This window comes from Sporosarcina jeotgali (assembly GCF_033304595.1).
Lineage (GTDB): Bacteria > Bacillota > Bacilli > Bacillales_A > Planococcaceae > Sporosarcina > Sporosarcina jeotgali.
Genome location: NZ_CP116341.1, coordinates 2984125 through 2998499, shown reverse-complemented (window position 1 = coordinate 2998499; position 14375 = coordinate 2984125). Strand labels below are relative to the sequence as shown.

Here is a 14375-nt window from a genome sequence, read left to right as displayed (position 1 = left end):
CAGAAACAAAATTCATCTAATTGCAGGAGAATTAATATTTATACACTTTGTAGATTAAATATTCACTTTTTATCAAACTTGTGTTTTAATAGAACGACTCACACTAAAAAAGGAGTTGTATTGAAAAAAGAGAAATATTACAGTCTCATTACGTTTTTTCAATTTTCATGTTTAAATGAATTCTACTAGGGAAAGTGGGTATAGTAGGGTTAAAAAAATAGCCAATCGGCTAACACAAAAGGGGAGTTTTATAGAATGGGAAAATTGAAGATGATGTTGTTGATGCTTGCTGCATCAGTATTACTGTTGGCAGCATGCGGTAAGGATGATGAAAAGTCATCAGGCAGTGCCGGGGAAACTGGGGATTCCGGGTACGATTTAGTTAAAAAAGGGAAATTCACATACGCAGCAAGCGGTGTATATAAACCATTCAGTTTTGAAGAAGACGGAGAGCTGACAGGTTTCGATATTGAAATTGGCAAAGCGTTAGCTGAAAAAATGGATCTCGAGCCAAACCCAGTAACAAACCCGTTCGAAACCATCTTGCAAGGGCTGGTCGGCAAAAAGTTTGATGCAATTATCGGATCCATGGCATATACGAAAGAACGTGCAAAACAAGCAGATTTCACAGAGCCTTACTACTATTCTGGCGGAATGATTTTTGTCGCTAAGGACAATGACGAAGTCAAAGGACCAGACGATCTGAAAGGGAAAAAAATAGGTGTTGTTGCACAATCCACATATGAAGCACCTGCAAAAGAACTTTCCGATAACATCCAGTACTACAGCAGTGACGTAGTAGCACTCAAAGATTTAACGGTGAAGGGTCGTTTGGATGCGGTCATCACAGCAGATATCGTTGGATTTGAAGCAATTGATAATGGGTTTGAAGTAAAAGAAGTTGGAAAACCGATGTGGGTGGAACAACCTTCGATTGCCGTGAACAAAGACAATCCCGAATTGACAAAAGCGCTGGATAAGGCACTCCAAGAACTGATTGACGATGGAACGTACAAAGAGATTTCAGAGAAGTGGTTTGGCCGCGACCTTCTTGACATTGATTTGGAAGGTGTCGAGTTATTAGAATGAGTGAACTTCCCACCTATTTAATGGAAAGTTGGTGTGCCGGTGCCTGAAATCTTTAAAACTTTTTACGACGTATTCATCCAGACCTATAAAGGATTTTTAGAAGCAGGTCTATTGACCATAGAAATTACAGCAATTGCAGTCGTAATAGGAACCGTTCTTGGGATCATCTTCGCACTGATGAAGATTTCCAATTCTAAAATTTTACAAACCATTGCAAACTTGTATATTACACTGATTAGAGGAACGCCGCTAATTGTTCAGATTATGTTTTTGTATTTCGGTATTACCTCGATTATAGTCCTGGAAAACTTCTGGGCAGGTGCAATTGCACTAGGTGTCCATAATGGAGCCTATATTGCAGAAATTTTCCGTGGCTCGATTCAAGGAATTGACCGAGGTCAACGAGAAGCGAGTCTTGCTTTAGGGATGAATCGCTCACAGACAATGAGACGTATTGTATTTCCACAAGCATTACGGCGCGCAATCCCTCCACTTGGCAACCAGTTCATCATTACATTGAAAGATTCATCACTCGTTTATGTGATTGGTGTATCTGAATTGTTCGGTCTGGCCAATCGTGTGGCTGCCTCAAACTTCAAGCAATTTGAAACGTTTCTCGTAGTTGGTCTTTACTATCTCATTCTCGTCCTGATTTTTACTGCGCTGCTGAAGTGGTATGAGAACAAATTGGACGTGGATAAATAATGGAGGCAGATACGATGATCAAAGCAGAAAACGTTCATAAGTCATTTGGAAAACTTGAAGTGTTAAAAGGGATTGACATGGAAGTGCATCCAGGAGAAGTTGTTGTGCTTGTCGGTGTCAGCGGATCGGGGAAAAGTACGTTTCTCAGGTGTTTGAACTTTTTGGAATTGACCAATGAAGGCGTGATTACGATCGATGGGAAACAGGTGGATCAGAAAAAAGATGATCTTTCAAAAGTCCGTGCTGAAGTTGGAATGGTGTTTCAGCATTTCAACTTATTCCCTCATAAGACGGTTCTTGAAAATGTGATGGAAGCGCCGATCATGGTCAAAAAAGTAGCCAAAGCCACTGCGAAAAAAACAGCAATTGAAATTCTGAGTAAAGTAGGACTGTCTGACAAAGCAGACGTCTATCCAAATAAGTTATCGGGCGGTCAAAAGCAGCGGGTTGCTATCGCCCGGGCGCTTGCAATGGAACCAAAGGCACTGCTGTTTGACGAGCCGACATCCGCTCTGGATCCTGAGCTGGTTGGTGAAGTGCTGCAAGTTATGAAAGACTTGGCAGACGAAGGAATGACGATGGTTGTCGTTACTCATGAGATGAAGTTTGCCAAAGAAGTCGCAGACCGCGTCATCATGCTAAACGAAGGTGTCATTATTGAAGACGCTGACCCTGACACATTCTTCAATCACTCTACAAACGAACGAACGCGTCAATTCTTAGAAATGGTGAATGTGTAATAGAAAAACCTCTATCCGCGTCAAAATCGACAGGATAGAGGTTTTTTAACGTTTAGGTGTATAATTCAGTTCCTTGAACAGACCCTTCCGCTCGCTGTCTGTTAGATCTCGCCACTGCCCCACTGGGAGATTACCGAGCGTCAGATTCATGATGCGCATTCTTCGTAAGTTGACGACGTTGTAACCGAGTGCCGTACACATGCGGCGTATTTGACGATTCAACCCTTGGGTCAATATAATATTAAACTTTTTTGATCCGAGTTTTCGTACTTTACAAGGTTTCGTTACAGTATCGAGGATCGGAACGCCTTGTTCCATCTCGCGTATGAATTGATCTGTAATCGGGCGATCTACGGTTACGATGTACTCTTTTTCGTGACCATGTTCTTCACGTAAAATTTCATTCACAATGTCGCCGTCATTCGTAAGAAGAAGTAAGCCGTCGGAATCTTTATCCAATCGCCCGATGTGGAATATACGCAATGGGTGATTTACAAAATCGACGACATTCCCCTGGACATGACGTTCTGTTGTACTTGTGATTCCAACAGGCTTGTTCAACATCAGATAGACGAGCTGTTCTTCCACTGATACCGGTTTTCCGTCTACTTCAACGAGATCGCCGTCTTCCACTTTACTGCCAAGTTCTGCGGTTGTCCCGTTAATGACGACACGTCCGGCTTCTATCCATTTGTCAGCACCGCGCCGTGAAGTAATTCCTGCTTCACTTAGAAATTTGTTAATACGCATGAGGTCCCACCTTGTCTGAATACCGTTTTTCTTATTGTAGCCTCTTTTTAGCTGCCAATCAAAGCTTCTAAAATTAAAATTAGTTTTCAGAAAAGATAATGATTGACACGAGGAACGATAGGTTGTAAGATTGGATACAACTTTCAGATGGGTAGCTGGTGTCGAGAGCGACGCCGCCCGCGGAGAGCAGAGATGAGACGAGAAGAGCATAGCTGAGAAATCTTTGAAATAAGAAGAGTAGCATCGCGTTAGACAGATCCAGAGAGCCGGTGGATGGTGAGAACCGGCCTGTCTCGCGGTGTGAATGGACTTATGAGAGCCTAATGGAAACCTGTAACAGGTTTCTTAAGGACGCCATTCCCGCGTTACGGGAAGTGCGGTTTGACCGCACGCGAAGTGGGGATATCATTCTATCCCAATTGAGGTGGCAACGCGGATTTTTCCGTCCTCTGCAACCGGACATTCCTGTCTGGATGCAGGGGGCTTTTTGTCGTTTTCAGGAACTTATACGAGATGGGAGAGAATCGAATGACAATCGAGAAAATGGGATTACGAGTAACCGCTAAACGGTTCAATGGAGAAACGTTAACACCTGCTTTACTTTTTCAAAGATTGCAAAGTACCCATAAATTTTTGTTGGAAAGTTCGTCAGGCCATGCGAAAAATGGCCGCTATTCGTTCATAGGCGCGAATCCTTTGAAATCGTACAAAGGACATCCGGAAGGTGTGGAAGAAACCAATTATATGGACGGCACTTCGTTTGTTCATGAAGGAGAGTTGTTTACACTGCTGAAGCGGCTTATGCCGAGGGTGACAGACGAAAGTGAATTCCCGTTTACTGGAGGGGCTGTCGGCTATTTCGGGTATGACTCAGGAAGAAAAGGAGTCAGCGCACCAAACCCGGATTTCCCGAATGCAGCCTTTAATATTTACGACACAATCGTTATATATGACCACCAGATAGAGGAAGTAACATTGCTGCATACAGAAATTCATCCTACTAATCAATCACCTGATTTAGATGAACTCGCTGAAACACTGTTAACAGGTCTTGCCGATGTTGAAACAGATGTAATGGTTTCCGAATATCGCAGTGAGGTATCGCAACAAGCCTTTGAAGAAAACGTACAGCAAGTAATTCATGACATACGGCAAGGAAAAGCAGAGCAAGTCGTCCTTTCCCGTAAATTAACAGCGAATATTGAAGGAGATCCTTTCCAGCTGTATCGACGATTACGTGAACGGAACCCATCACCTTATATGTATTATATGGAATTTGATGATCACCTTGTTATTGGTGCATCTCCTGAAAGTCTAGTACGTGTCCAAGAGGGGCGAGTGCAAACGAATCCGATTGCAGGAACGCGCAGACGGGGGATCACTCTGGCAGAAGATGAGAGGCTGGAACAATCACTGCGGGCAGATCCAAAAGAGTTATCGGAACATGACATGCTTGTTGAATTGAGTAAAAGTGAAATGAAGCAGTTCTGTGATCCGGATAGTGTTGAAGTAACTGCGTATCAGGAAACGGTCAGATATGAACATGTGATGCATCTTGTATCAGAAGTAGCAGGTAATCTTGCGCCAGGATTGCACGCGTTAGATGCTCTTAAAACGAGTTTACCAGCGGGAACAGTCACTGGCAGTCCAAAGCCTGTGGCGATGGCAATGATTGATGAACTAGAGCCAGAGCCGAGAGGAATCTACGGCGGAGCAATCGGATATATCGGCTTGAACGGCAATATCGATTTTGCTTTGACAATCCGCACAATGGTCGTGAAAGATGGCGTTGTAAGTGTCCAGTCAGGCGCCGGAATTGTGGAAGCGTCCAATCCGCATTCGGAATTCTTGGAGACCGTTAATAAAGCCAAATCACTAACTAGCCTCATGGAGGAAACACACTAGAATAGGTAAGATGAAAAAGAGACGAGAACAGTAGAGAAGAGGAGAGATCAGTTATGAAGAGCTATATACAAGCCGTTCAAGCAAATCAGAATTTAACGTTTCAGGAGATGGAAGGTGCAGCAGGTCTGCTGTTTAATGATAAGACAGATGAGAAGGAGATTGCCGTTTTTCTTAAATCCCTTGCACAAAAAGGAGAAACTGCAGAGGAGGTGGCGGCATTGGCTTCTGTCATATCTGCCAATGCAATTCGCCCCGAGTTTCCTGAAGTATCGTATATTGACAACTGTGGAACAGGAGGGGACGGTTCCAACAGTTTCAATATCAGCACAGCATCCGCGTTCGTTATGGCAGCATCCGGAGTGCGTGTTGCAAAACACGGCAACCGTAAAATTTCAAGCGCTGCTGGAAGCCATGATGTACTCGAAGAGCTGGGAATACGAAATGATCTGACAGCGAATGAAACAACTGCCATGATGGAGCAGTGTGGCATTGCATTTCTGTTCGCGCCGAACGTGCATCCGAAGATGAAACGTATTGGAGCGATACGCAAACAAATTGGCAGTCCGACAATCTTTAACTTAGTCGGTCCGTTGACAAACCCCATTCCGCTGCACGCACAATACACGGGCATTAATCGTAAGGATTTCGTTATGGAGTATGCTTCTGTTCTAACGATGCTTGGCAGGAAGCGGGCAGTAGTTGTTGCGGGGGCAGGAGGTCCTGACGAAGCAACACTTGCAGGCAGAAATACACTCGTCCTTGCAGATCGCGGTGACCTGATTCCGTTTACGTTAACAGCCGGAGATGTCGGGCTGCAGCCAGCTGGTCTGGAAGCAATCCGTGGTGGCGATGCAGCATGTAATGCTGCCATCATTCGTTCTGTTATGAAGGGGCAGCGCGGGCCGCAGTTCGATACGGTTGCCCTCAACGCAGGCATTGGATTATTTACAGAAGGCATCGTTAGAACCGTTCAAGAGGGAGTTCGGCTTGCAGAAGACAGCATTCTTACAGGGAGAGCCAAACATAAATTAGAAGAAACGGCTGCCTTTTGTCAACAGTGCACGGATAGGGTGGTGGTGTTATGACTATTCTCGATGATATTTTGCGCAAGAAGGAACAGGAAGTTTCCCGATTGTTAGCAGAAACGGCTGTACAACCGACTCCAACAATCGCAGCCCGGCCTTCATTGTTGGATACCATTAAAAATTCGAATCAGCTCCAAGTGATTGCGGAAATAAAACGGGCATCGCCATCGAAAGGAGTTATTCAAGAAACCGTAAACCCTGTCCAACAAGCCCGGATATACGAACATGCAGGCGCTGCATGTGTTTCCGTTTTGACGGATACGCCGTTTTTTAAAGGATCATTTGAAGATTTGAAAATGGTGGCGGAAGCGGTTCACATCCCGGTGCTTTGTAAAGATTTTATCATTCACCCCATACAAGTCGACCGAGCGCTAGTTGCAGGGGCATCCGTTATCTTGCTGATTGTTGCAGCACTGCCCGATGTGGAGTTGAAAGCGCTGCATGTCTATGCTGCCTCACTTGGATTGGAAGTACTGGTCGAAGTTCATGATGCTGACGAGTTAAACCGAGCTATAGAAGCAGGCGCACAGCTGATTGGAGTAAATAATAGAGATTTACGGACGTTTCAAGTTGACCTGGCGAAGACTGAGGAAATCGCTTCGCTGTTTCCATTTGAATCCGATCGGGTCCTTATAAGTGAAAGTGGAATTGGCGGGACAGCTGATGCACAGCGTGTATCTGCAGCAGGTGCAAGGGCCGTGCTAGTAGGCGAAACCCTCATGAGAAGTACCTCACCCAATCAGGCAATTCATTCAATTCAAGTTGACATTGAGGTGAATGAACAATGACAAAAGTGAAGATATGCGGTCTGATGGAAGCACGTCATGTGCGAGCGGCCGTGGATGCAGGAGCCGATGCCATCGGTTTCGTTTTCGCCCCTTCGCGCAGACAAGTATCTATAGACCAGGCCGCAAGGCTGGCGATTCATGTCCCTTCATCCGTTCTGAAAGTAGGTGTGTTTGTCAATGCGGTTCCGACTGATATTCAAGAGATCTATGAAGCAGTTCCACTAGACATTGTGCAATACCATGGAGATGAAACCCCGGAATTCATCGAAAAAGTCGGTTTGCCTGCCTTTAAGGCTTTTTCAATCAAAGGTTCGGAAGATGTCCATAGAGCGGCTAGTTATAATGTGACTCCGTTGTTTGACGCACCTGGCGTTGAATTTAAAGGGGGGAGCGGAAAAACGTTCAACTGGGACATCTTAACGCAATCAGGATTTAAAGAGCGCCCTTTCATACTAGCCGGCGGGTTGAATGCAGGAAATGTAGGAGAAGCGATTAATCAAGTAAAGCCGGTAATGGTTGACGTTTCGAGTGGTGTTGAGATTGAGAAGAGAAAAGACGAGCAGCTGATCCGAGAATTCATCAAAACGGTTAAGCTGAAAAGTGAGGAGAGATGAGCATGATTCAGGCAGTAGAGGGTAAAGGAAGGTATGGAAGATTTGGCGGGCAGTACGTCCCCGAGACATTGATGGGTGCGTTATCGGAACTGGAGGAAGCACACGGGGAAGCAATGGAGGACGCTGCATTCATAGAAGAGTTGAATGGATACTTAAAAGATTTCGTTGGCAGAGAGAATCCGCTTTACTATGCAGAGAGGCTTACAAAAGCTGCAGGCGGAGCAAAAATCTACTTGAAACGTGAAGACTTGAACCATACAGGAGCCCATAAAATCAACAACGCGCTCGGCCAGGCGTTACTTGCAAAACGTATGGGTAAGCAGAAAATTGTCGCGGAAACAGGAGCAGGGCAGCATGGTGTCGCGACAGCTACTGCGTGCGCGCTGCTTGGGTTGGAATGTGTGGTGTTTATGGGGAAAGAAGACATTCGCCGTCAGGAGCTGAACGTATTCCGGATGGAACTGCTTGGTACACGGGTAGAGTCTGTCGATAAAGGTGCGGGAACGTTGAAAGATGCAGTGAATGAGGCGCTGCGGTACTGGGTTGCACATGTGGAAGATACGCATTATATTCTCGGATCTGCACTTGGACCGCATCCATTCCCTAAAATTGTCCGGGACTTTCAGCAAGTGATCGGACAAGAGACGAAGCGTCAGATACTGGATAAAGAGGGTCGTCTGCCTGACGCGGTTGTTGCGTGTATTGGCGGCGGCAGTAATGCAATCGGGATGTTCCACCCATTTATAGAAGAGGCTGACGTTGCACTATATGGAGTAGAAGCAGCAGGTGGGGGTATTTCGACGGGGCAGCACGCGGCTGCGATTGCTGAAGCAAAAGAGGGCGTCTTGCACGGGGCATATATGTACGTGCTGCAGGATGATGATGGGTTTATTCAAGAAGCGCATTCAATTTCTGCAGGTCTCGATTACCCTGCCGTCGGTCCAGAACACTGCCATCTCCATGATATAGGAAGGGTTCACTATACATCTGCAACGGATGCTGAAGCGCTCGAAGGAGTACAGCTGCTTGCACAGAAAGAGGGAATCATCCCAGCGCTTGAAAGTGCACATGCGATTCACTTTGCCTTCGGTTTGGCGAAAGAGATGAGTCCTGAAGAAATTCTCGTCGTTTGTCTTTCGGGCAGGGGAGATAAAGACGTGCAGACGGTGCGCGATGCGTTAGGAGGCGGCGTTCAATGAACGAATTCACATTGACAGCGGTCATCCGTGAACGGAATGAAAAAAATCAGCCGGCATTTATCCCGTACATGATGGCGGGGGATGGCGGGCTGGATATCCTGCATAAACGCATTTCCTTCCTCGCAAGGGCAGGGGCGGATGCGATTGAGATTGGCATTCCTTTTTCTGACCCTGTTGCTGATGGCGAAGTGATCCAGGAGGCTGGGAGCCGGGCGCTTGAAATAGGTGTTACATTGCGTAAAGTGATGAGCGAATTGCAGGCCCGGCCGCACGAAGTCCCTTTAATCGTAATGACTTATTTGAATCCGGTTTTAGCTTATGGAATTTCTGGATTTGCAGAGGTGTGTGAACAAGCAGGCGTTAAAGGCTTGATCATCCCGGACCTGCCGCATGAGGAACGCGGTTTGCTATCCGATGGGCTCATTGGCAAAGATATTGCGCTCGTCCCTTTGATATCGTTAACAAGTTCAAACGAGCGGATTGAAAAAATTGCGCAGGCTGCTGAAGGGTTCATTTACGCAGTGACGGTCAATGGCATAACAGGTGTCAGGAACGGATTCGATTCGAATTTGATGAATCATTTAGAAGACTTGAAGCAAGTATCCAATGTGCCGGTACTGGCTGGTTTTGGAATTTCAACGCCTGAACAAGTCCGTGAATTCAGTCAAATTACAGACGGAGTGATTGTAGGAAGTGCAATTGTCTCAGCTTTTCATGAAGGGAATCTTGAAACGATACAACCTCTAATTGAGGCGGGAAGAACCACTGTACGTCAGTAATTTGAATTCATTTGCGAATAAGGAATATTGGTCAATTGTGCATGCAATTGAAACTTTTACCTCTAGAAAACGTACAACTGATGAAGGGAGGGATGCGGGATGGATTGGGAAACCGTTAACATAGAAATGGAATGGACACATGAAAAGGTAACGTCGTTAGCTGGCTGGTCTGTGGATGAAGAAACAGTTCTTACGATTGCAGTATATTATGTTCTCTCGCAAAAAGACTTTAATCCAGAAAGTTTTTTACGCACAATGGATGCACTGACAAGCCGTACAGGATGGCTATCGCCGGTTCGCGGGAACTTTGTGCCGATGCTTGCTTCGTTTTTGGACAGTTTACCACTTTCAGCGGATGATGCCGTTGAACTCTTGTTCACAAAGCAGCAGACAATCCGAAAGACAGGTTTTAAAAATACTGTGCATTCTTATTTAGCAGCGATGTTAATGACGTCTGATCCTGCAACCTCCAAAGTCGAAGCCAAACAAGCGAAGCGGTTGTACGATGCTATGAAAAAGCAGCACTTTCTGCTAACGTCGGATGAGGATTATTCCTATGCCATGCTGTTAGGCAAAGCAAATAATGATCCAGTCCATCAAGCAACACTCATGCGCCGTTACTTTGACGAATTAAACAAAGTTGGATTTAAGTCAGGTAACGAGCTGCAGTGGTTATCTCAAGTATTGACGATGGATTGCTGCTCATATAAAAACGAGAGAGTAACTCGTGCAGAGCAGCTGATGACCCATATTCGTAAACGTGTCAATTTAAAACCGATGCACTACCCTGTAATAGGCTTCTTGGCCATACTTGGATGCGAAGACGACCAAGTAGAAGAGCTGATTGGCTTCTCAAACTTCATTGCTAAAAGTGATTTGTTTAAGTGGCATAAAACCTTGGCATTTTCCTTTGCTTCAGGATACTTTTTGCAGCAAATGATTGATAATAGAGGGGTTCCTGGATTTTCCAGAGAATTGACGGTTCTAATCCAGCAAGCCATTATGGCTGCTACGATTGCAACGATTGCCTCCAAAACTACATCAGCCCTCTCTTGATTCACTACATAGTTAACGGACCCGGCAGCTGTATCTGCTGGGTTTTTGGCGTGTCGTCTACCCAATAATCGGTCCCATACTTCATGCTGTACAGAGTGTGATAGACTGAAAGAAACAGAAGGAATTACGAGGAGGAAAATTTGTTGAAAATCTCACCTAAACGACTAATAGCTGGAGATACGATTGGAATTGTTGCACCGGCGAGTCCGCCTAATCAGGAAAGTTTAATCCGTTCGTTTGCATTTTTAGAAAGTTTGGGATTGAAGTGGAAACTAGGGAAGCACGTGAAAGATGTCAATGGATATCTTGCGGGAACAGATGAAGACCGGCTGGCGGATTTGGAAGAAATGTTTGCTGATCCGGAAATTGCCGGAATTATTTGTGCAGGCGGAGGTTACGGATCTGCACGATTCGCAGAAAGATTGGACTACCAGCTTATTCAAGAAAACCCTAAAGTGTTTTGGGGATTCAGTGACATCACATACCTTCATACCGCCATTGCAAACTATACGGATTTAATAACGTTTCATGGTCCGATGCTTGCGTCGTGTGTAGGGAAAGAAACATTTCACGAGTTATCAGCAAAAATGTTCCGCCAGCTATTTGAACCGATGGAATTGCATTATTCTGAAGCGATTAGTCCCCTTGAAACCCTTTCTCCCGGATTTGCATCTGGCGAACTGACAGGCGGGAATTTATCGTTACTTGCCAGCAGCATTGGAACGAAATTTGAAGTGAATACAAAAGGTAAACTGCTCCTCATTGAAGATGTGGGAGAAGAACCGTATCGGGTCGATAATTTGATGAATCAGCTGCGGCTCGCGGGGAAGTTTTCGGATGCTGCAGGTATCATCATCGGGGACTTTGCAAAAGCAGAACCGAAAAAAGAGATTTCTTTAACGCTCGATGAGGTATTCCAGCATTATACAGCAGATCTTGGAAAGCCTGTTGTGAGTGGTTTTAAAATCGGTCATTGTGAGCCTCATTTTGCAGTTCCTCTTGGCGCGGATGCCCGGCTGGACGCAGACCAGAAAACATTGACGATTTTACCGGGTGTTGAGTGAAAAGCAGTACAAACCAGAAAGGGGATCGATGAATAGTGGAGCAGATGGAGTCAATGTATGTATGTGCAGTGCCAGTTGCGACAATCTGGACATCACCTGAGTCTGTTAGAGAACTGGATGAAGAAGGAACAGCGAATCCGTTAAGTATGAACAGATGGATCGCAGCGATGACAGTTGATGAACGGTTCGCGTTGTGTAAGGAGAAGCGGATACAAAGTCAGCTTCTGTACGGAGAGCCAGTAATTGTAGAGTCTGTCAAAAACGGCTGGGCAAGCATCCTTGCAGTGTGGCAGAAAACTGATAAGGATGTGCGCGGTTATCCGGGATGGGTTCCGCTTGCACAGCTAAAAGAATCGCAGCCTTTGGATAATGCTGAAGGAGTCGTTCGAATTGATGTGCCAAAGTGTCAATTATGGCATCCGGACGGTTCGCCGGCATCTTTAGTTGTCCCGTTCAACACCACTTTACCGATGATTAAAAAAGAAGGAAACTGGATTTCCGCTGCGACCCCTGACGGCGAACGGCTTGTGAGAGAACAGGATGTGTGTACAGCATCATCTATTCATCACTTTAAAAAACAATCCGCTTCAGCAGCGGCTGAACGAGCTATAGAGTTTCTGGATTTACCGTATTTCTGGGGCGGAATGTCTTCATACGGGTATGATTGTTCCGGATTAACATATAACATGTTTAAAGCATGCGGATTTTTCATCCCAAGAGATGCAGGAGAGCAAGCAGCTGAAGGTGAAAGTATTCGACTGGATGATCCGGCTGCTTGGAAGCGCGGTGATTTATTGTTTTTTGCAGATGAACAATCGGGCAATGTCGATCATGTAGGGTTTTACTATGGAGAGGGACAGATGATACACGCGACTGCTTCCAAAAAGGGTGCCATCGAGTTGTGTACCCTTTCAGAAACGTCCTACGGGAACCGATTATGTGCCGTCCGCCGATACAGTGAAGAAGCGGGAAGCCTGTAAGACATGGTGTATAGGTGTATAATAAATACGCAGTAATCGAAAGCAGTCACGGAAAGGAAGATTAAGATGATCGAATCAAGAAAAATGAGTGAGTCGAGAACGATTCAAACAAAGCTGGTACTTCCTCCAGACGCCAATCATATGGAAACAATTTTTGGCGGTAAAGTTCTCGCATATATAGATGAAATTGCAGCAATTACGGCAATGAAACACGCGCAAATGCCTGTAGTAACAGCATCCATAGATTCAGTTGACTTTTTATCATCTGCGGTCGTCGGGGATGTGTTAGAGCTAGAAGCAAATATTACATCAACGGGTCGTACGTCGATGGAAGTGTTTGTCATGGTGCACTCTGCGAACTTATTGACAAATGAGCGTAAACTCACAACGGAATCCTTCTTAACGATGGTCGCAATTGGGCCCGATAATCGTCCGACTCCTGTACCAAGTGTTGTACCAGAGAGTGAAGGCGAAAAAAGATTGTTCGATTCCGCGCCGGCACGCCGTCTTCACCGTAAACAACGTATTCAATTGGAACACTAATCACAGCGACCGCTCTTTTTGGCGGTCGTTTTTTTGTGTCTTTAGTTAAACCCCCGAAACAATGAAACCTTCTGTTAAACGAATCCGTATAAACAGAAAAAGGGGGATTTTTACAATGAAAGAAATGATGCAACAGCGTCAAATGGCGCTTACCCTACTGAAAAACGAATCGAACCGGATTAGCAGGAGACTGAAAGATGCAGAAGAACGTTTGCAAAAAGCGACTGCTGAGCGCAATCGACTGGAACTCCAGCTGACAAAAGAGCAGCAGGACGTCATGAAGCTTGGCAAGTTTTCGTTTTTAAACAAATTCAAAGAACTAACGGGATCATGGGACCAGCAGATGGAAAAGGAAATTTCAGAAGCTGCATCAGCAGAAGTCGCATTTAATGAATCCCAAAAGCATGCAGAGGATTTAAAAGAGGAAGTAGCTATTTTAAAAGAAGCATCTCTCAACCCGGATTATGTGCACCTCCAAGAAGATTGGGATGAATTCCTGCAAGAAAAGGAGCTGTGGATCCGACAGAATGACTCGGCCTCTCAAGCAACTTTACAAAAAATCGCAGATGACCGAGTGCGAGTCCGTTCCATGATCCGAGAAGTGAAGGAAGCAAGAGATGCAGGAGAAAAAGCGATTCGTGCACTTGATAAAGCAATCGATAAATTAAGCAGCGCGGAAGGATTGTCGATGTGGGATACCTTTCTCGGGGGCGGTCTGCTCGTCTCGGCACTTAAGTATTCTGAAGTGAACAGCTCAGATGACCTCGTTCACCAAGCGCAGCGAGCACTGCGGCATTATGAAACGGAATTATCAGATGTACAAGAAGCTGCCACTGCATCGTTCCAAGTGAACAAAAACGATATCTTCACATTCACAGACTTGTTCTTCGATAATATATTTTCGGATTTTGCAGTCCACTCACGTATTACAGAAGGAAAAAGTAAGTTGAATGGAGTACTCCAAGACGTTCGCCATACACAAGCGCAGCTGAATCGGAAACTGGAAGAGGCGGAGGCTGAATGTGAAGCCCTAGATGCACAGGAGAAGGGGATCCTGCTGTCCTAACAAAGGAACTGG

General features: G+C 45.4%; 15 protein-coding genes and 1 other annotated feature. Of the genes, 14 read left to right on the top strand and 1 reads right to left on the bottom strand.

The window, feature by feature from the left end; translation table 11 throughout:
- Window positions 1-255: 255 nt before the first annotated feature.
- Genes PGH26_RS15180 through PGH26_RS15170 form a run of 3 tightly spaced genes read left to right on the top strand, consistent with a single transcriptional unit; the run spans window position 256 to window position 2534 of the window.
- Window positions 256-1089, top strand: coding sequence for a transporter substrate-binding domain-containing protein (locus PGH26_RS15180; RefSeq protein WP_323691847.1), 834 nt, complete (start codon window positions 256-258; stop codon window positions 1087-1089).
- A 39-nt stretch (window positions 1090-1128) separates the two neighbouring features.
- On the top strand, window positions 1129-1794 hold the full coding sequence (locus tag PGH26_RS15175) for an amino acid ABC transporter permease (RefSeq protein WP_323691846.1): 666 nt from the start codon (window positions 1129-1131) through the stop codon (window positions 1792-1794).
- A gap of 14 nt (window positions 1795-1808) precedes the next feature.
- Window positions 1809-2534 carry an amino acid ABC transporter ATP-binding protein gene (locus PGH26_RS15170; RefSeq protein WP_323691845.1) on the top strand — a complete coding sequence of 242 codons (726 nt, stop codon included), beginning with the start codon at window positions 1809-1811 and terminating at the stop codon, window positions 2532-2534.
- 45 nt (window positions 2535-2579) lie between these two features.
- On the opposite strand, the gene rluF is transcribed toward PGH26_RS15170, so the two are convergent.
- The gene (rluF, locus tag PGH26_RS15165; protein WP_323691844.1) at window positions 2580-3284 is read right to left on the bottom strand and encodes a 23S rRNA pseudouridine(2604) synthase RluF; all 705 of its coding nucleotides are present in this window, start codon (window positions 3282-3284) and stop codon (window positions 2580-2582) included.
- Window positions 3285-3498: 214 nt separating this feature from the next.
- Window positions 3499-3737 (top strand) — a binding site (T-box leader).
- A 75-nt stretch (window positions 3738-3812) separates the two neighbouring features.
- On the opposite strand from rluF, the gene PGH26_RS15160 reads away from it, so the two are divergent.
- The 11 genes from PGH26_RS15160 to PGH26_RS15110 all read left to right on the top strand — a co-directional run bounded on the left by PGH26_RS15160 (window position 3813) and on the right by PGH26_RS15110 (window position 14363).
- Window positions 3813-5189: an anthranilate synthase component I family protein gene (locus PGH26_RS15160; protein WP_323691843.1), complete on the top strand. Its 1377-nt coding sequence runs from the start codon at window positions 3813-3815 to the stop codon at window positions 5187-5189.
- Window positions 5190-5242: 53 nt separating this feature from the next.
- On the top strand, window positions 5243-6274 hold the full coding sequence (trpD, locus tag PGH26_RS15155; protein WP_323691842.1) for an anthranilate phosphoribosyltransferase: 1032 nt from the start codon (window positions 5243-5245) through the stop codon (window positions 6272-6274).
- Complete coding sequence (gene trpC, locus PGH26_RS15150; RefSeq protein ID WP_323691841.1) at window positions 6271-7062, top strand: indole-3-glycerol phosphate synthase TrpC; 792 nt, start codon at window positions 6271-6273, stop codon at window positions 7060-7062. The genes trpD and trpC overlap by 4 nt, the downstream gene beginning before the upstream one ends.
- The gene (locus PGH26_RS15145) at window positions 7059-7676 is read left to right on the top strand and encodes a phosphoribosylanthranilate isomerase (protein WP_323691840.1); all 618 of its coding nucleotides are present in this window, start codon (window positions 7059-7061) and stop codon (window positions 7674-7676) included. The genes trpC and PGH26_RS15145 overlap by 4 nt, the downstream gene beginning before the upstream one ends.
- Window positions 7677-7678: 2 nt before the next feature.
- Complete coding sequence (gene trpB, locus PGH26_RS15140) at window positions 7679-8875, top strand: tryptophan synthase subunit beta (protein WP_431312502.1); 1197 nt, start codon at window positions 7679-7681, stop codon at window positions 8873-8875.
- Entirely contained in the window at window positions 8872-9654 is a 783-nt protein-coding gene (gene trpA, locus PGH26_RS15135; protein ID WP_323691838.1) for a tryptophan synthase subunit alpha, read from the top strand. The genes trpB and trpA overlap by 4 nt, the downstream gene beginning before the upstream one ends.
- A 99-nt stretch (window positions 9655-9753) precedes the next feature.
- The gene (locus PGH26_RS15130) at window positions 9754-10710 is read left to right on the top strand and encodes a DUF4003 family protein (RefSeq protein WP_323691837.1); all 957 of its coding nucleotides are present in this window, start codon (window positions 9754-9756) and stop codon (window positions 10708-10710) included.
- A 143-nt stretch (window positions 10711-10853) separates the two neighbouring features.
- The gene (locus PGH26_RS15125; protein ID WP_323691836.1) at window positions 10854-11774 is read left to right on the top strand and encodes a S66 peptidase family protein; all 921 of its coding nucleotides are present in this window, start codon (window positions 10854-10856) and stop codon (window positions 11772-11774) included.
- A 44-nt stretch (window positions 11775-11818) separates the two neighbouring features.
- Entirely contained in the window at window positions 11819-12754 is a 936-nt protein-coding gene (locus PGH26_RS15120) for a C40 family peptidase (protein WP_323693541.1), read from the top strand.
- 66 nt (window positions 12755-12820) lie between these two features.
- Window positions 12821-13297, top strand: coding sequence for an acyl-CoA thioesterase (locus PGH26_RS15115; protein WP_323691835.1), 477 nt, complete (start codon window positions 12821-12823; stop codon window positions 13295-13297).
- A 115-nt stretch (window positions 13298-13412) separates the two neighbouring features.
- Window positions 13413-14363 carry a hypothetical protein gene (locus PGH26_RS15110; RefSeq protein WP_323691834.1) on the top strand — a complete coding sequence of 317 codons (951 nt, stop codon included), beginning with the start codon at window positions 13413-13415 and terminating at the stop codon, window positions 14361-14363.
- Window positions 14364-14375 lie beyond the last annotated feature (12 nt).